At 69.8% G+C, this 17,714-nt stretch carries 15 protein-coding genes; 8 read left to right on the top strand and 7 right to left on the bottom strand.

All coding sequences use genetic code 11. From position 1 onward, the window contains the following. Positions 1-20 precede the first annotated feature (20 nt). Positions 21-1,172, top strand: a complete 1,152-nt coding sequence (locus GXN78_RS15770) for a Fic family protein (RefSeq protein WP_164255484.1) — start codon at positions 21-23, stop codon at positions 1,170-1,172. Here the strand turns inward: GXN78_RS15770 and GXN78_RS15765 are convergent. After that, complete coding sequence (locus tag GXN78_RS15765) at positions 1,151-2,155, bottom strand: fumarylacetoacetate hydrolase family protein (protein WP_164255482.1); 1,005 nt, start codon at positions 2,153-2,155, stop codon at positions 1,151-1,153. The genes GXN78_RS15770 and GXN78_RS15765 overlap by 22 nt on opposite strands. Here GXN78_RS15765 and GXN78_RS15760 point away from each other — a divergent pair. Both GXN78_RS15760 and GXN78_RS15755 read left to right on the top strand, forming a co-directional pair. Next, on the top strand, positions 2,154-3,398 hold the full coding sequence (locus GXN78_RS15760; protein ID WP_239142729.1) for a DUF3108 domain-containing protein: 1,245 nt from the start codon (positions 2,154-2,156) through the stop codon (positions 3,396-3,398). The two genes, GXN78_RS15765 and GXN78_RS15760, sit on opposite strands and share 2 nt — an antisense overlap. Positions 3,399-3,519: 121 nt before the next feature. Further along, entirely contained in the window at positions 3,520-3,798 is a 279-nt protein-coding gene (locus tag GXN78_RS15755) for a DUF3567 domain-containing protein (RefSeq protein ID WP_181360530.1), read from the top strand. Here GXN78_RS15755 and GXN78_RS15750 read toward each other — a convergent pair. Next, the gene (locus tag GXN78_RS15750; protein ID WP_239142728.1) at positions 3,792-4,853 is read right to left on the bottom strand and encodes an AbrB family transcriptional regulator; all 1,062 of its coding nucleotides are present in this window, start codon (positions 4,851-4,853) and stop codon (positions 3,792-3,794) included. The two genes, GXN78_RS15755 and GXN78_RS15750, sit on opposite strands and share 7 nt — an antisense overlap. Positions 4,854-4,987: 134 nt before the next feature. Here GXN78_RS15750 and GXN78_RS15745 point away from each other — a divergent pair, with 134 nt between their 5' ends. Then, positions 4,988-5,770 (top strand): ChaN family lipoprotein, encoded by a 783-nt coding sequence (locus GXN78_RS15745; RefSeq protein WP_106556462.1) that lies wholly within the window; start codon positions 4,988-4,990, stop codon positions 5,768-5,770. A gap of 16 nt (positions 5,771-5,786) precedes the next feature. Here the strand turns inward: GXN78_RS15745 and GXN78_RS15740 are convergent, their stop codons facing one another. Next, positions 5,787-7,121, bottom strand: coding sequence for an aminotransferase class III-fold pyridoxal phosphate-dependent enzyme (locus tag GXN78_RS15740; protein ID WP_106556403.1), 1,335 nt, complete (start codon positions 7,119-7,121; stop codon positions 5,787-5,789). A gap of 89 nt (positions 7,122-7,210) precedes the next feature. On the opposite strand from GXN78_RS15740, the gene purU reads away from it, so the two are divergent. Genes purU through GXN78_RS15720 form a run of 4 tightly spaced genes read left to right on the top strand, consistent with a single transcriptional unit; the run spans position 7,211 to position 10,688 of the window. After that, entirely contained in the window at positions 7,211-8,059 is an 849-nt protein-coding gene (gene purU / locus GXN78_RS15735) for a formyltetrahydrofolate deformylase (RefSeq protein ID WP_106556404.1), read from the top strand. A 34-nt stretch (positions 8,060-8,093) separates the two neighbouring features. Beyond that, positions 8,094-9,596, top strand: a complete 1,503-nt coding sequence (locus GXN78_RS15730) for an FAD-linked oxidase C-terminal domain-containing protein (RefSeq protein WP_106556405.1) — start codon at positions 8,094-8,096, stop codon at positions 9,594-9,596. Further along, positions 9,596-9,955 carry a CidA/LrgA family protein gene (locus GXN78_RS15725; protein ID WP_106556406.1) on the top strand — a complete coding sequence of 120 codons (360 nt, stop codon included), beginning with the start codon at positions 9,596-9,598 and terminating at the stop codon, positions 9,953-9,955. The genes GXN78_RS15730 and GXN78_RS15725 overlap by 1 nt, the downstream gene beginning before the upstream one ends. Before the next feature lie 4 nt (positions 9,956-9,959). Beyond that, on the top strand, positions 9,960-10,688 hold the full coding sequence (locus GXN78_RS15720; protein ID WP_106556407.1) for an LrgB family protein: 729 nt from the start codon (positions 9,960-9,962) through the stop codon (positions 10,686-10,688). A 49-nt stretch (positions 10,689-10,737) separates the two neighbouring features. On the opposite strand, the gene GXN78_RS15715 is transcribed toward GXN78_RS15720, so the two are convergent. The 4 genes from GXN78_RS15715 to GXN78_RS15700 form a co-directional block, all read right to left on the bottom strand. Beyond that, positions 10,738-11,157: a YXWGXW repeat-containing protein gene (locus GXN78_RS15715; protein WP_106556408.1), complete on the bottom strand. Its 420-nt coding sequence runs from the start codon at positions 11,155-11,157 to the stop codon at positions 10,738-10,740. A 119-nt stretch (positions 11,158-11,276) separates the two neighbouring features. Further along, the gene (locus GXN78_RS15710) at positions 11,277-12,593 is read right to left on the bottom strand and encodes an SGNH/GDSL hydrolase family protein (protein ID WP_146163031.1); all 1,317 of its coding nucleotides are present in this window, start codon (positions 12,591-12,593) and stop codon (positions 11,277-11,279) included. A gap of 30 nt (positions 12,594-12,623) precedes the next feature. After that, complete coding sequence (locus GXN78_RS15705) at positions 12,624-16,040, bottom strand: carboxyl transferase domain-containing protein (RefSeq protein ID WP_106556410.1); 3,417 nt, start codon at positions 16,038-16,040, stop codon at positions 12,624-12,626. A gap of 11 nt (positions 16,041-16,051) precedes the next feature. Then, positions 16,052-17,674: an AMP-binding protein gene (locus tag GXN78_RS15700; protein WP_106556411.1), complete on the bottom strand. Its 1,623-nt coding sequence runs from the start codon at positions 17,672-17,674 to the stop codon at positions 16,052-16,054. Between the last annotated feature and the right edge of the window lie 40 nt (positions 17,675-17,714).

Raw genomic sequence — 17,714 nt, 5'->3', positions numbered from 1 at the left:
CAAATTCGACTTTTTCGAACATGACACAACCCTCCTGGCACCCCGACAGGCCCTATGCCGAACTGCCACCTCTGCCGCCCTCCCGCGACCTGGAAACCAAAGCGGTTCTCAAGCAGTGCATCACGGCCCGCGCCGCCTTGGCCGAGCTCAAACAAGCGGCCGAGCTGATCCCGAATCCCACCGTGCTGATCAACACGATCCCGCTGCTGGAGGCCAAGGACAGTTCCGAGATCGAGAACATCGTCACCACCACCGACCGTCTCTTCCAGCATGCGGACAGCCACGACGGCCAAGCCGATACGGCCACCAAGGAGGCCCTGCGCTACCGGACGGCGCTGCACCAGGGCTTTCGCTCGCTGGAGGCGCGGCCCTTGTGCATCCGCACCGCCGTCGAAATCTGCACCACCATCAAGGGCGTCGAGATGGACATCCGCCGCACGCCGGGCACGCAGCTCGTCAGCGATCGCAACGGCGAGAGCATCTACACGCCGCCCGAGGGCGAAACGCTGCTGCGCCAGCTGCTGGCGAACTGGGAGCGCTTCCTTCACGACGAGCGCGAGCTCGACCCTCTGATTCGCATGGCCGTGGGCCATTACCAGTTCGAAGCCATCCACCCCTTCACCGACGGCAACGGCCGCACCGGCCGCGTGATCAACATCCTGGTGCTGATCCAGGAGAAGCTGCTGACGCTGCCCGTGCTCTACCTGAGCCGCTACGTCATTGCCCACAAGGCCGACTACTACCGGCTGCTGCAGAAGGTCACCAGCGAGCAGGCCTGGGAGGAATGGGTGCTTTACATGCTGCGCGCCGTTGAAGAAACCGCGCAATGGACCACGGGAAAGATCGCCGCGATCCGGCGCCTGGCCGAGCACACCACCGAGCACGTGCGCGAGAGCCTGCCGAAGATCTACAGCCGCGAGCTTGTCGAAACGATCTTCGAGCAGCCTTACTGCCGCATCGGCAACCTGGTCGACAAGCAGATCGCCCAGCGGCAGGCGGCGTCACGCTACCTGAAGGATCTGGTGGGCGCGGGGGTCCTGTCGGAAATCCAGGCCGGCAAGGAAAAGCTCTTCACGCACCCCAAGCTGATCCAGCTCCTGATGAGGGACGGGAACGATTTCGCGCCCTATGCCCGGGCGACGCCGGGCGATCAGGGCGCCGCCGCTTCCTGATCGATCGCCCCGAAGATCGACTGCCCGTCCCGCCCCTTCATTTCGATGCGGATCGTGTCCCCGTACTTCATGAATTCGGTGGACGGCTGGCCATCCTGGATGGTCTCGATGCAGCGCTTCTCGGCGATGCAGCTGTAGCCCTTAGGCCACTCCATCCGCCCGTTCTTCTCGACCCCCTTGTTGCTCACCGTGCCGCTGCCGACGATGCTGCCGGCGCGCACGTTGCGCGTCTTGGCGATGTGCGCGATCAGCTGGCCGAAATGGAAGGTCATTTCCTCGCCGGCATCGCACATGCCGACCTTGCGGCCGTTCCAGCTGCTTTGCAGCGTGAGGTGCACGCGTCCGCCCTGCCAGGCCTCGCCCAGTTCGTCGGGCGTGACGGCCACCGGGCTGAAGGCGGTGGCCGGCTTGCTCTGGAAGAAGCCGAAGCCCTTGGCCAGCTCGTTCGGGATCAGGTTGCGCAGGCTCACGTCGTTGGCCAGCATCACGAGGCGGATGCCGTCGAGCGCCTGGGCGGGCGTGGCGCCCATCTTCACGTCGCCGGTGATCACGGCGATCTCGGCCTCGAAGTCGATGCCGAAGGCCTCGCTGGCCGCCACGATGCGGTCGCAGGGGCCGGTGAAGTCGTCGCTGCCGCCCTGGTACATCAGCGGGTCGCTGTAGAAGCTCTCGGGCACCTCGGCGTCGCGCGCCTTGCGCACCAGTTCCACGTGGTTGAGGTAGGCCGAACCATCGGCCCACTGGTAGGCGCGCGGCAGCGGCGCCATGCATTGGGCGGGGTCGAAGGGGAAGGCGTGGCGGGTGCGTCCGGCGTTGAGGGCGTCCGAAAGATCCTGCAACTGCGGACTGACGAAGCCCCAGTCGTCGAGCGCCTGCTGCAGGCGGTTGGCGATGCCGGTGGCGTAATGGGCGGTGGCCAGGTCGCGCGATACGACGACCAGCTGGCCATCGCGCGAGCCGTCCTTGAGGGTGGCGAGTTTCATGGATGAGGCGGGCGCGGATGCCGGCACGGCACCGCTGCCACTAAACTGGTTGGACGGGCGGCGGTGTACCGAGCTGAACCTGGCAGCAGCCTCCGATCCACTCCCGATGCACCTGCGCCCCGCCGCTCCCGCCCTGCTCAGCGTCCCGCGCCCGCCCTGGCGCGTGCTGGTGCTGCTGGCGGCGGCCGTGCTGTTCGCGCACGTGGCCCTGCTGGCGCTGGCTCCCCTGGCGGGGGGGCCGCATCCCTCGCCGCTGGCCGGCAAGTTCATCACGCGCACCATTGTGATCGCGCCGCCGGCGCCCGAGCCCGCAGCAGCGCCACCGCCGCCCGCCGCAGCGAAGCCGCCCGCACGCAGGCCCCCGCGACCACGGCCGGCGGCTCGGCCGCCCGCATCTGTGGCGCCGAGTCCGGCGCCCACCGAAAGCCCGACGCCCGATCAGACGGCGCCCGCTGCGGCCGAGACGCCGGCAGAGCCGGGCACCGCCGAAGCCGCTCCAGGCGCGGCCGCGGGCGATGCGGCAGGCACGGGCTCCGCACCAGCGGGGGCAGCGGGCAGCGGGGCCGCTGCGGGCCAGGCGGAGGCGCCGGCTCCGATGCAGATTCCTGGATCAGTGCAGCTCGCCTTCGCGGTCACGGGCCAGATAGGCGCCGCACCAATGCAGGGCGTCTTCGGCAAACTGACCTGGCAGCAGGATGGCCAGCAGTACGACGCCCAGCTCTCGCTCAATTTCCTCTTCAAGACCATCCGCAGCCAGCACAGCAACGGCGTGATCGGCCCCGGCGGCATCGAGCCCGCGCGCTTCTCGGACACGCGCCGCAGCGAGGTAGCCGCGCATTTCATGCGCGAGCAGGCCCAGGTGGTGTTCAGCAACAACGCGCCGAGCGTGCCGCTGTTGCCCGGCGCGCAGGACCGGCTCAGCGTGATCCTGCAACTCGGCGCGCTGATGGCCGGCGACCCGGCGCGCTATCCGCCCGGCGCGGCCTTCGCGATCCAGACGGTGGGGCCGCGCGATGCCGACCTCTGGATCTTCAAGGTCGAGGACGACGAGCATCTGAAGCTGCAGGCCGGCGAGTTCAACGCCCGCAAGCTCACGCGCAACCCGCGCAAGCCCTACGACGACAAGGTGGAACTCTGGATCGCACCCGAGCTCGGCTATCTGCCCGTGCGGATCAAACAGACCCAGGCCAATGGCGATTTCGCGGATTTCCAGTTGCGCGACGCCCAAGGAGCGCGCCCCTGAAGCCGAAAAATGCACAAAAAATAACGGTGCGTGCCTACAAAACAACAGTGCGTATTGAAACTGGCGCGTTAAGTGCTATCTAACGACCATGAAGGCCTTAGACATCCTCACTGGACCCGCCATGCAAATGCTTTACGACTCCGACTCCTTCGTCGTGGTGCACGTGCAGCCGACCGAGGGCGACACGCCGGTGGCGCCGAACATTCCCGTGCTCGCCCGCCATGGCTTCGAGATCGTGGACAAGCGCTCCGGCAAGGAGGTGTACCTCGATGGCTCCTGGGCCGAGCTGTTCCAGCAACAGATCGCCGCCTGGCAGCTCAACACGCCGACCCAGGAAGAGGTCGAAGACACGCTCGAAGGCTACGCCGAGCTCGCCCACACGCCCGTGCTGGTTCACTGAGGCTTCTTCCCCGCTCCGTACAAGCGCCCATACATCGGCCCGACGATCAGCAGCACCGCCACCAGCCGGCACACCTGAAACGCCGTCACCACCGGCACCCCCAGCTGAAGCACCTTGGCGGTGATCGCCATCTCGGCGATGCCGCCCGGCGAGGTTCCGAGAATCAGCGTCGCCGGATGCAGCCCGGTGCCCCAGGCCAGCAGCCAGGCGAAGCCGGCGCACAGGACGATCATGCCCAGGGTTCCCAGCGCCACCGTCGCCAGCCAGCGCGGCGCCGTGTGCAGGAACTCGCGGCTGAAGCGCACGCCCAGGCTCACCGCAATCACCAGCTGCGCCGCGTTCAACAGCCACGCCGGCACCGCCGACAGCGGCTGGCCGGCCACGGCAAAGCCCATGGACACCAGCAGGGGCCCGATGAACCAGGGATTGGTGCGCCCAGCGAGCCGCATCACCACCCCGCCCGCCCCGTCGCCAGCACGAGCAGCGCCAGCCCGCCCCAGCGCACCTCGCGCGGCCCCGCGGCATGAAGCTCGAGCCCGTGCAGCCCGCTCCATTGCATCGCAGAAGGGAATCGCCACCGTGACCAGCACCAGCCGCAAGCTGTGGGCGGCGGCCACCAGATCGGTGCGTGCGCCCGCCCGCTCGGCCAGCAGCGTCATCTCGGACGCACCGCCGATCGCGCCCGAGAAGTAAGTCGTGGCTCTCATTGAACGCAGTGGCACATGCGGCATCCGCTTCGCGTGCAGCGCCTGCAACCCCTGTGCGAACAGCCAGCCCAGGCCGAGCGCCCAGACGATCGCCAGCACGATGGCCCACCAGAGTCCGGCCACCAGCCCCACCATCTGCGGCGTGAAGTAGAGCCCCAGCGCCATCCCGATCGCCCATTGCCCGGCATTGCGCAGCGGCGTGTAGCTCGCGGTCGGCGCGCCGGCGATGGAGGCCAGCGACACCGCCAGCAGCGGGCCGATCATCCAGGGCAGCGGGGTGTGCAGCGCGAGGCAGGCGCCTGCGGCCGCGAGCGCAAGCAACAGTGTGGCAAGGACGCGCAGCGTCAATCGAAGCGGGGGCACGGACGGGAGGAAGGGACAATGGATGGCGACGCGGCGCAGCCGCCCTCGCGTAGTATGGCCCGATGCCGCGTCGCTCCCTTTCCTCGCCCGCCTGGCCGGCCGCGCTGCTGGCGGTGGCCATGCTCGCGGGTTGCGCGGCCTCCGGCCCACCGGCGGATGCGCCGGTCGCCCGCCGCGCCATGGCCCTCCTGCCGGCCGACGCCCTGCTCCTGGGCGAACAGCACGACGCCTCCGAACACCAGACGATCGAACGCGAGACCGTCGAGGCGCTGGTGGCGCGCGGGCGCCTGGCGGCGCTGGCCATCGAGATGGCCGAGGAAGGCGCCAGCACCGCCCACCTCGGCGCCACGGCGACCGACGACCAAGTGCAAACCGCCCTGGACTGGAACGAGAAGGCCTGGTCCTGGAGCGCCTACGGCCCGGTCGTGATGGCCGCGGTGCGTGCCGGCGTGCCCGTGCTCGGCGCCAACCTCCCGCGTGCGCGCATGAAGGATGCGATGGCCGACGTGTCGCTCGACGCCCAGCTCGGCGCCGAGGCGCTCAAGGCCCAGCAGGAGGCGGTGCGTGAGGGCCACTGCCGCTTGCTGCCCGAATCGCAGATCGGCCCCATGACACGCATCCAGATCGCCCGCGACCGCGCCATGGCGCAGACCCTCCTCAAGGCCCGCGTGCCGGGCAAGACGGTGTTGCTGGTGAGCGGTGCCGGCCACAGCGCCAAGGCGCTGGGCGTGCCGCAGCACCTGCCCAGCGACCTCGCGGTGAAGACGGTTCAGCTTCAGGCTGGCGCCGCCTCGGACCCGCAGCGCGCGCCGGGCGCCTTCGACGCCGTGTGGCAGACGCCCGCGCTGCCCGAGAAGGACTACTGCGCAACGCTGCGGGCACAGATACGCCCCCCAGGCTAGGCTGCCCGGGCTTTACTCAGGCGTTCTTGCGGATCGAATCCGCCAGCGTGTTGACCAGCGTGTCGATGTGCGACTTCTCGACCACGTAGGGCGGCGCGATCACGATCACGTCGCCGGCCGGGCGCACCAGCGCGCCCTTGTGGAAGCAGTCCAGAAAGATGTCGTAGGCGCGCTTGCCCGGCGCGCCCGCGATCGGTGCGAGCTCCACCGCCGCCGCCAGCCCCAGGCTGCGGATGCCGATCACGTTCGGCAGACCCTTGAAGGTGGCGTGGAAGGCATCGCCCAGCACCTGGCCCATCTCGCCCGCACGCGCGAAGAGCTTCTCCTTCGCGAAGAGCTCCAGCGTCGCGAGCGCCGCGGCGCAGGCCACCGGATGGCCCGAGTAGGTGTAGCCGTGGAAGAACTCCACCACGTGCTCGGGCGCGGAGGTGTTCATCATCGCGTCGTAGAGCTTGTCGCGGCAGATCACGCCGCCCAGCGGGATCACGCCGTTGGTCACGCACTTGGCGAAGTTCAGCATGTCGGGCACCACGCCGTAGAAGTCCGACGCGAAGTTGGTGCCCATGCGCCCGAACCCGGTGATGACCTCGTCGAAGACGAGCAGGATGCCGTGCTTGTCGCAGATCTCGCGCAGCTTCTGCAGGTAGCCCTTGGGCGGCAGGTACCAGCCGGCCGAACCCGCCACCGGCTCCACGATGATCGCCGCCACGTTGCTCGGGTCGTGCAGCGGCAGGATGCGCTGCTCCAGGTCGGCCAGCGCGTCCTCGGCCCACACCGGGTCCTGGTTGTGGATGTAGGCATGGTTCACCGGGTCGTGGATGAAGCGCATGTGGTCGACCCGCGGCAGGAAGGCCGAGCCGAAGACCTTGCGGTTGCCCGGAATGCCGCCCACCGACATGCCGCCGAAGCCCACGCCGTGGTAGCCCTTCTCGCGGCCGATGAACACGTTGCGATGCCCTTCGCCGCGCGCGCGGTGGTAGGCCAGCGCCACCTTCAGCGACGTATCCGCCGCCTCGCTGCCCGAGTTGCAGAACAGCACCTTGTTGAGGTCGCCGGGCGCCATTGCGGCGATCATCTCGGCCGCCTTGAAGGCCTTGTCGTTGCTGACCTGGAAGGCCGTGGCGTAGTCGAGCGTGTCCAGCTGCTTCTTGATCGCCTCGTTGATGGGCTTGCGGTTGTGGCCCGCACCCACGCACCACAGCGAGGAGATGCCGTCGATCACCTTGCGGCCGTCGTGCGTGGTGAACTCCATGCCGTCCGCGGCCACGAAGACGCGCGGGTCCTTGCGGAAATGGCGGTTGGGGGTGAAGGGCAACCACTGGTTGTCCATGCTGAAGTCGTTGTAGGCCATCTATTCGCTCCTGCAGGGTGGACGCTGGGGGGAAGGGCATTTTGGCACCGGCCGCGACATTCGGCAGCCCTGCGACAATCCTGCCCCTTATGACCTGCGCGTACATCCTCACCCTTTCCTGCCCCGACCGCACCGGCATCGTCCACGCCGTGTCCGGCTTCCTGCTCGAGCGCGGCGGCAACATCGAAGAAGCGGCGCAGTACAACGACCACGGCACCGGCCTGTTCTTCATGCGCGTACGCTTCGCCTGCGCCGACCATGGCGAGGCTGCGCTGCGCGAGCAGATCGCCGGCCTGGCGCAGAGCTTCGGGATGCGCTGGAAGCTGCGCGTGGCGGCCGAGCCGATGAAGACGGTGATCCTGGTCAGCAAGGAAGGCCACTGTCTCAACGACCTGCTGTTCCGCTGGAAGAGCGGCCTGCTTTCGATCGACGTGCGCGCCATCGTCTCGAACCACCGCGACTTCTACCAGCTGGCGGCCAGCTACAACGTGCCCTTCCACCATATCCCGGTGACGGCCGACACCAAGGCGCAGGCCGAAGCGAAGCAGCTGGAGATCATCGAGGCCGAGGGCGCCGAGCTGGTGGTGCTGGCGCGCTACATGCAGATCCTCAGCAACGACCTGTGCACCCAGCTCGCCGGCCGCGCGATCAACATCCACCACTCCTTCCTGCCCAGCTTCAAGGGCGCCAAGCCCTACTACCAGGCGCACGACCGCGGCGTGAAGCTGATCGGCGCCACGGCGCACTACGTGACGGCCGACCTCGACGAAGGCCCGATCATCGAGCAGGACGTGGAGCGCGCGGACCACACCGACACGGTGGAGGACCTCACCGCCCGCGGCCGCGACACCGAAACGCAGGTGCTGGCCCGCGCCGTCAAGTGGCACAGCGAGCATCGGGTGCTGCTCAACGGGCACCGGACGGTCGTCTTCAAGTAGCGCACGCCGCGCCCCTTGGCTTAGAGTCGGCCCCATGAACGCGCCCACGACAAGCGCCCAGCGCGAAGGTCTCCAGGCTTCGGAACGTCAGGCCGAAGTGGTCCGCGCGCTGCAGGCCCGGCTGCCCGCCCACGCGCTGATCTGGCAGCCCGAGGACACCACACCCTACGAATGCGACGGCCTCACCGCCTACCGCCAGCGCCCGCTGGTGGTGGCCCTGCCCGAGACCGAGGCGCAGGTGCAGGCCGTGCTGCAGACCTGCCATGCGCTGGGCGTGCCGGTGGTGGCGCGCGGCGCGGGCACGGGGCTCTCGGGCGGCGCGATGCCGCATGCGATGGGCGTGACGCTGTCGCTCGCCAAGTTCAACAACATCCTGAAGGTCGACCCTGTCAGCCGCACCGCCGTCGTCCAGTGCGGCGTGCGCAACCTCGCGATCAGCGAGGCGGCCGCGCCCTTCAACCTCTACTACGCGCCCGACCCGTCCAGCCAGATCGCCTGCACCATCGGCGGCAACGTGGCCGAGAACTCGGGCGGCGTGCACTGTCTCAAGTACGGCCTGACGCTGCACAACGTGCTGCGAGTGCGCGGCTTCACGGCCGAGGGCGAGCCGGTCGAGTTCGGCAGCGAGGCGCTGGACTGCGCCGGCCTGGACCTGCTGGCCCTGGTGGTGGGCAGCGAAGGGATGCTCGCCGTCACCACCGAGGTCTCGGTCAGGCTGGTGCCCAAGCCGCAGCTTGCGCGCTGCATCATGGCCAGCTTCGACGACGTGCGCAAAGCCGGCGACGCGGTGGCCGCGGTGATCGCGGCGGGCATCATCCCCGCGGGCCTGGAGATGATGGACAAGCCGATGACCGCCGCCGTCGAGGACTTCGTGCGCGCCGGCTACGACCTCGAGGCCGAAGCGATCCTGCTGTGCGAATCCGACGGCACGCCCGAAGAGGTGGAAGAAGAGATCGCGCGCATGAGCGAGGTGCTGCGGACGGCGGGCGCCACCGCGATCTCGGTGAGCACCAGCGAGGAAGAACGCCTGAAGTTCTGGAGCGGCCGCAAGAACGCCTTCCCCGCCTCGGGCCGCATCAGCCCCGACTACATGTGCCTGGACTCCACCATTCCGCGCAAGCGCCTGGCCGACATCCTGCTGGCGATCCAGCAGATGGAGAAGAAGTACGGCCTGCGCTGCTGCAACGTCTTCCACGCGGGCGACGGCAACCTGCATCCGCTGGTGCTCTTCGATGCCAACGACCCCGACGAGCTGCACCGTTGCGAGCTCTTCGGCGCCGACATCCTCGAGACCAGCGTCGCCATGGGCGGCACCGTCTCGGGTGAGCACGGCGTGGGCGTCGAAAAGCTCAACAGCATGTGCGTGCAGTTCACGGCCGAGGAGAACGAGCAGATGTTCGGCGTCAAGCGCGCCTTCGACCCTGCGGGGCTGCTCAATCCGGGCAAGACCATTCCCACGCTGCAACGCTGCGCCGAGTACGGCAAGCAGGTGTTCCGCGCGGGACGGATGCCGCACGCCGAGCTGCCGCGCTTCTGATGAAGGGCTTGCGCGGCCTCGCCTGGCTTCTGGTCCTGCAGTCGATCGGTGAGCTGCTGTCGCGTGGGCTGTCGCTTCCGCTGCCCGGCCCGGTGCTGGGCCTGGTGCTGCTGCTCGCCGCGCTCCGGTTCGAGCTCGTGCGCGAGCCGGTGGCCGAATGCGCGAACTTCCTGCTCTCGCACCTGTCGCTGCTCTTCGTCCCGGTCGGCGTGGGCGTGATGACGCACCTCGCGCTGCTCGCACAGTACGGCGGGCGCATGCTGTTCGTGATCGTGCTGTCGACCTGGATCGGGCTCGCGGTGACGGCGACCGTGCTCTACTGGCCCGACCGCCGGCGCGGGCACGAGACGGAGCGCTGAGCCCATGCCCCGCTTCGTCGAGCTCTGGATCTATCTCTCCGCCACGCCGCTCTTCGGCCTCACGGCCACGCTGGTGACCTACCTGCTCGCGAACGCGGCCTATGCGCGGCTGGGCAGCGCGCCCTGGGCCAATCCGGTGCTGTGGTCGGTGATCGTGCTGGCCGGCGGCCTGCTCGCGACCGGCGTGGACTACCCCAGCTACTTTGCGGGCGCGCAGTTCATTCACTTCCTGCTCGGGCCGGCCGTGGTCGCGCTGGCCTGGCCGCTGTGGCAGCGGCGCGCGGAACTCAAAGCGCGCTTCGGGCGCGTGCTGCTCGCCGCCCTGCTGGGCGGCATCGCCGCGAGCGCCTCCGCCGTGGCCCTGGCCTGGGCCGTGGGGCTGCCGCACGACGTGGTGCTCTCGCTCGCGCCCAAGTCGGTCACCGCGCCGGTCGCGATGGGCATCTCCGAGAAGATCGGCGGCATCCCGGCGCTGTCGGCGGTGTTCGCGGTACTCACCGGCATGATCGGCGCGCTCTCGGGCAAGTACCTCTTCGACGCCCTGCGCATCGGCACCGACCCGACGGGCTTCGCGGCGCGCGGCTTCGCGCTCGGCACCACGGCCCATGGCATCGGCGCCGCGCGTGCGCTGCACGTCAATGCGGATGCCGGGGCCTACGCGGGACTGGCACTTGGCCTGCAGGCCGTGCTGGCAGCGCTCCTGATGCCGCTGGTCTTCAGCATGCTGCGCTAAGGAGAAAAAAAACGCCCGCGGAAGCGGGCGTTTTTGTCAACCGCTCACATCAGCTGCGATTGGGGTTGTTGGGCCGGTTGTCGTAGCGATTCGGCACGCCGTCGTTGTCCCGGTCACGGTCGCGGCGATTCGGCACGCCGTCGCGGTCGCGGTCCCAGCGGCCGCGGTTGTATTCCCAGCGCCCGTCGCGCTCACGCCATTCGGGCGCACGGTAGGCATAGCCGGGCCGCGCGCGGACCCAGCCGCCGTTGATCCACACATGTCGTCCGCCACGCCACTCGTAGTGGCCCGGCGCCCACACGTAGCCGCGGCGCGGTGGGGGCATGCGTTCGGAGCGCGGCGGGGGCGGCGGCGTCTGGATGATGACCGCGGGCTGTGCCTGCGCGGTGGTCGGGACCACCATCACGGCCGTACCCACCGACAAAAGCGACGCGGCGCCTACAGCAAAAGAGATCGCGAGTTTTTTCATGGGGATGCCCTCATGAGTTGTTGGAGGAGCCTTCATCCTCCCTGGGCCATGTGAAGCCCTTGTAAGCCCAGCCCGAAGCCTTTTGTAAAGCTCTGTCGCCTTTTGTTGCGCCCCAGGGCCTACTCTTGCAGCTCGCGCAGGTCGATCGCATCGCCCATCGCGGCGTAGCCGGCCGGGCCCGGGTGCAGGTGGTCGCCGCTGTCGCAGAGCGGCTTCATCGCGGCCGGATCGGCGGGGTCGCGCAGCGCCTGGTCGAAGTCCACCACCGCGTCGACGTCCTGGCGGCCCCGGATCCAGCGGTTCAGGGCCTGCCGGCGCAGCTCTTTTTCCTCGCTCCAGTAGCCCGCGCCCTTGAAGGGCGTGATCGTGCCCAGCAGCACCTTCACGTCGCGGGCGCGCGCCTGCTCGATCAGCCGCTGCAGCCCGGCCGCGAGCTGCTCGGCACTGGCCGGCCTGAAGGCCGGCGACAGCCCCTGCATCGCGACCGGCAGGCTCACGCCGAGGTCGTTGATGCCGATCAGGATCAGCACATGCGTCACACCGCTCTGCGCTAGCGCATCGCGCCGAAAGCGCTCGATGGCGCGCGGGCCGGTGCCGTCCACGAGCAGCCGGTTGCCGCCGATGCCGGCATTGATCACCGCGAAGGCCCCGGCGGCGCCCGACTGCTCGCGCAGGCGCGCGGCCAGCCGGTCCGGGTAGCTCGCGGGCGAGGCCTCGCCGTTGCCCGTGCCCTGGGTGATCGAGTCGCCGAAGGCCACCACCACGCGCGGCGTGGCTTGCATCGCGACGTCCAGGCCGGTCACGATGTGATTGATCGGCGAGGGGGCGGCCCCGGGCCAGTTCGCGCGCATCACCGCAGCGCCGGGGACCATGACCGTGGCGCCCAGCGGGTGCATGGTGGCAAAGGGCGTGCCCGCCTCGACCTGGTAGCTCACGGCCACTGCCTGGCCGGGCTCGACCGCAAGCTGCGCGCCATCGCTCCAGGCCTCGCGGCCCGGCGCGATCGTGATGCCAGTGCGACCGCCGAAACGCAGCCGCTGCAGGCTGGCCGGCGCCACCGCGTCGACGCCGGCGGCGAACGCCACGCTGGCATCCAAAATGCGCAGCGGCTGACGCCCGAACAGGTTCGAGAAACGCACACGCATGCCCTCGCCGCCCAGGGCCGACACCATCTGCTGGCGCAAGCTCTGACCATCGAAGTGCTGGGGCTTGGCAGGCAATGCCGGCAGGCCCGGGAACAGCGGCGCCGGCATGTAGTCGAGCGGCGCAGCGGCCCAGCTGGCAGCCCACAGCGGCGCTTGTGCCGGCTTCGACCGCGCGACCAGAGGCAGCGGCATGACGGCAAGCAGCCCCAGGCCCGCGCAGCGCGCGAGCCCGGCCTGGGCGAAGCGTCGTCGTGAAACCAGGTCCTTGCGCAAGCGTGCCAGTTTACGCAAGCCCCTTCCCGCCCGGTGTCGGACGGGGCGCTACCAGGTATCGACGTAGGGCGTGGCCGGCCGCTGCGCCGTTGCGGCGGACGCGAGCCCGCGCACCAGCCAGGCGCGCGTGTCGGCGGGGTCGATCACCGCGTCGATCTCCAGCGTCTGCGCCATGTGGATCGCCTCGCCGTTCGCGTACTGCTGCGCCACCAGTTTCTTGAACAGGGCATCGCGCTCGGGCCCTTCGGCCGCGGCCTCCAGCTCCTTGCGGAAGCCCAGCCGCACCGCACCCTCCAGCCCCATGGCGCCGAACTCGCCGGTCGGCCAGGCCACGGTGAAGACCGGCGCATCGAAGCCGCCGGCCGTCATCGCCTGCGCGCCCAGGCCGTAGCCCTTGCGCAGCACCACCGCGAAGTAGGGCACGCGCAGGTGCGAAGCCACCATGAACATGCGGCACACATGGCGCACCTGCGCCTGCGCCTCGATCTCGGGGCCGACCATGAAGCCCGGCGTGTCGCACAGCGCGACCAGCGGCAGCCCGTGCGCATTGCACAGCTGCATGAAGCGCGCGGCCTTGTCGGCGGCCTCGACGTCGATCGCGCCGCCGAGGTGATGCGGGTTGTTCGCCAACAGGCCCACCGGCTTGCCCTCGATGCGCGCCAATGCGGTGACGATGCCGGCGCCGAAGCCCGCGCGCAGTTCCAGCAGCGAGCCGGTGTCGGCCACGCCGCGCATCGCGGCGCGCACGTCGTACACGCGCAGCCGGTTCTCGGGCACCGCATGGCGCAGCGCACGCGGGTCGGCGCACCGCCACTCGCTTGTCGCCCCCTGGAAGTAAGAGAGGTACTGCTTCGCCGCCGCCACCGCCGCGGCCTCGTCCTTCACGAGGATGTCGATCACGCCGTTGCGCGACTGCACGCCGCTGGGTCCGATCTGCTCGGGCGCGAAGGTGCCGAGCCCGCCGCCCTCGATCATGGCCGGCCCGCTCATGCCGATGTTGCTGGCCTCGGTGGCGATGATCACGTCGGCGCAGCCCAGCAGCGCCGCGTTGCCGGCGAAGCAGCGCCCATGCACGATGCCGACCACCGGCACCTGGCCCGAGAGCGCCGCGAACTGGCTGAAGGTGTGGTTGTTGAGGCCCGCGACGATCGGCATGTCGGTGTCGCCCGGCCGCCCGCCGCCGCCTTCGGCAAACAGCACCACCGGCAGCTTCAGCTGGTGCGCGATGCCCAGCATGCGGTCGGTCTTGTGGTGGTTGCGCATCCCCTGCGTGCCGGCGAGCACGGTGTAGTCGTAGGCCATCACCACGCAGCGCGACCTCTCGGGGCCGAACTGCCGGGCGTTGACGCTGCCGATGCCGGTCACCATGCCGTCGGCCGGGGTGTTGGCGATCAGGTCATCGAGCGTGCGGCGCCGCGTCTGCGCGGCGATCGCCAGGGCGCCGTACTCGCTGAAGTTGCCGGGCGCCTCGGCCAGGTCGCACAGGTCGGTGATGTTGGCGCGCGCGGTGCGGCCGCCCTGCGCCTGGCGCTTCGCGACCGCGGCGCCGCGGTTCGCATCGAGCGTGAAGGCGTGGCGGTCGATCACCTTTTGCAGATCGGGCCGGATCGCATCGAGGTCCTGCTCGGCGTGCGCCTCGGCTTCGACGGCCTGCGCATCCACCGCCTCGAGCCGCAGCAGCGACTGGCCCTCGACGAGGTAGTCGCCGGGCGCGGCCAGCAGCGCGATCACGCGGCCGGCCGCGGGGGCGTGCAGCAGGTGCTCCATCTTCATCGCCTCGAGCACGCCGAGCTGCGCGCCGGCCGGCAGCACGTCGCCCACCTCGACCTCGAACTGCACCAGGCGGGCCGGCATCGGCGCCTTGACGACGAGGCCGCCTTCGCCTTCGTCCTCCTCCGGCGCCGTCGCCTTCGGCTCGAACGCGGGCGCATGCGCCGCCCTGGCCGCCGCCGCATCGATGCGCGAGGCCGCCGCGAGCAGGTCCGACAGATGCGCCTCGACGAAGCGCGTGTGCAGCTTCTGCGTGGCGAACTCGGGCCGCTCGCCGATCGCGCGCAGCAGCGCGAGATTGGTCGCGACGCCCTCGATGCGGCATTCCTCCAGCGCGCGCAGCGAGCGCCGCAGCACGTCGTCGAAGCGCGGCGAGGACGCATGCACGATCAGCTTGGCGAGCAGCGTGTCGTAGTGCGGCGAGGGCGCCAGGCCCGCGTAGCCGTGGGTATCGACGCGCACCCCGGGCCCCGCCGGCAGGTCGAAGCGCGACAGGCGCCCGCCGGCCGGGCGTGCCTGGCCCTGCGCGTCGAGCGTCTCGGCATTGAGGCGCCACTGCACGGCAAAGCCACGCTGCGCGGCGCTGCGGTCGGCGTCGATGCCGAGCGCTTGCAGCGACTGCCCCGCCGCGACGCCGATCTGCAGCTGCACCAGGTCGAGCCCCGTGACGGCCTCGGTCACCGTGTGCTCGACCTGCAGGCGCGGATTGGCCTCGATGAAGACGAAGGGCAGGCTCGTCGAATGTTCATCGACCAGGAACTCGAAGGTGCCCAGGCCCCGGTAGCCCACGGCCTTCGCCATGCGCAGCGCGGCCTGCGTGAGGCGCTCGCGCAGTGCCGGCGACAGCGAGGGGCTGGGCGCGATCTCGACCAGCTTCTGGAAGCGCCGCTGCAGCGTGCATTCGCGCTCGCCGAGGCTCGCGACCGATTGCCCGTCACCCAGCACCTGGATCTCGATGTGGCGGGCGTTGCGCATCAGGCGCTCGACGTACACGCCCTCGACGCCGAAGGCGGCCTTGGCCTCGGACATGCAGCGCGCATGCGCCTCGGGCAGGTCGCGCGCGTGCAGGACTGCGCGCATGCCGCGGCCGCCACCACCGCCGATGGCCTTGACCATGACGCCGGGCCCGGCGTCATTTCCGTCGCTGCCGGGCCCGGCGCCCTTCCTGTTGCTGCCGGGTCCGGCGTCATTCCCGTTGCTGCCGGGCCCCGCGCCATTCCTGTTGCCGCCGGCCCCCTCCTCGGCCTGCTGCGCGGCGAAGAAGGCCTGCGCCTCGGCCAGCGTCACCGCGCCGGCGCTGCCCGGCATCACCGGCACATCGCACTGCTGCGCCAGCGCGCGCGCATGCGCCTTATCGCCGAAGAGCGCGAGCTGGTCGGGCGTCGGCCCGATGAAGTAGAGTCCCGCCTCGGCGCAGGCCTGCGCGAAATCCGCGCGCTCGCTCAGGAAACCGTAGCCCGGATGCACGGCATCGCAGCCCTGGGCGCGCGCGATCTCGATCAACGCAGTGCCGTCGAGGTAGGCCGCGGGACCGGTCGCGGCCAGCGGCACGGCCGCGTCGGCCAGTTCCGCATGCAGCGCCGCGGAATCGTCCTTCGCATGCACGGCCACGCTCGCGATGCCCAGGTCGCGCAGCGCGCGCACCAGCCGCACCGCGATCTCGCCGCGGTTGGCCACAAGGATCTTCTTGAACAACGCAGGACCTTTCAGGGATGGTCTTTCAACAGCCGACGCAGCACCTTGCCGGCGCCGGTGGTGGGCAGCGCATCGATGAAACGCACCGTGCGCGGCGTCTTGTACGGCGCCATGTTCTCGCGGGCCCAGGCCACCAGCGCCTCGGCCTCGAGCACGGCGCCGGGCTTGCGCACGATGAAGGCCTTGACCACCTCGCCCTTCTCCGCGTCGGGCTCGGCGATGACCGCGGCCTGCGCCACGGCCGGGTGCTTGATGAGGATGGTCTCGACCTCCTCGGGGAACACGCTGTAGCCCGAGACCTTGATCATTTCCTTGAAGCGGCCGATGAACGTCAGGTAGCCTTCGGCATCGAGCTTGCCCATGTCGCCGGTATGCACCCAGCCCTTGCGCAGCGTGGCGGCCGTGGCCTCGGGCTTGTTCCAGTAGCCCTTGAAGCTGCCGGGGCTGGTGAGCACGATCTCGCCGATCTCGCCCACCGGCCGGTCCGCGCCCGTGTCGGGGTCGATGATGCGAATGGTGACGCCCGGCACTGCCACGCCCTGCGTGCCCCAGCGCGGCGCATGGTGCGGGGTGTAGGTGTCGCAGGTGTGGGTTTCCGAAAGCCCGTAGGCCGCCTCGAAGGAGGTGCAGTTCTTCGCGAAGCCGCGCCATTGCGCGGCCAGCGGCTCGGTGAAGGTGATGCCGAAGCTGGTGACCGGGTTCATGCGCAGGCTGGACAGCTCGAAGCCCGCGATGCCTTTCACCTGCATGCAGGCCACGTTCATCGGCGCAATGCTGTACCACCAGCTGACGCGGTAGCGCTCGATGGCCTGCAGCACCGCGCGCGGCTCGAAGCGGTGCAACAGCACCGAGGTGGCGCCGGTGAGCACCGGCACGTTGACGCCCATCAGCATGCCGGCGATGTGATAAAGCGGCGCGATGGACAGCAGCACGTCGCTGCCCGCAACGCCGTTGCAATCGGCCGCGGCGCGCGTCTTGAAGAGCGCATTGCCGTAGCTCAGCATCGCGCCCTTGGGCAAGCCGGTGGTGCCCGAGGTGTAGGTCATCAGGGCCACGTCGTCCATCGCGAGCGCAACGGGCGCGGGCCGCGCGCCACTCTTCATGACGGCGAGGAAGTCCTCGCAGCCCACGGGCACGTTGCGCGCCTCGGCTCGCGCCGCTGCGAGATCGGTGGGCAGGTCGAGCGTGGGCGCCTGCGGCAGCAGGTCGGCGTAGTGCACCACGAACACGTGTTCGAGCGCGCTGCGGGCCCGCACCTTCTCGACCACCGGCAGCAGCGAGGAGGCCGCGACGATCACGTGCGCGTTCAGGTCCTCGACCAGGTAGGCCAGCTCGTGCTCCTTGTTGAGCGGGCTGCTCGGGCACACGATGGCGCCGATCTTCTGGATGCCGTAGTGCGCGGCCAGGTACTGCGGGCAGTTGTTGAGGAAGAGCACCACGGGCTGGCCCTTCTTCACGCCGACGGCCTGCAACCGCGCCGCGAAGGCATCGCTGGCGGCATCGAGCTCGGCATAGCTCATCGCATGGCCGTACCAGACGCAGGCGGGATGGCCGCCGCGCTCGCGCGCATGCGTGCGCAGGTACTCGTGCAGGGGCTGCTCGGGGCGATCGGGAAGCGCGGTGATTGTCTCCATGGCGTCACTCTCACAGGGTTATCGATAGGGTTGGCCGCTT

This window comes from Variovorax sp. WS11, from assembly GCF_010499245.1.
GTDB lineage: Bacteria > Pseudomonadota > Gammaproteobacteria > Burkholderiales > Burkholderiaceae_C > Variovorax.
This window is presented reverse-complemented; position numbering and strand designations above follow the sequence as displayed.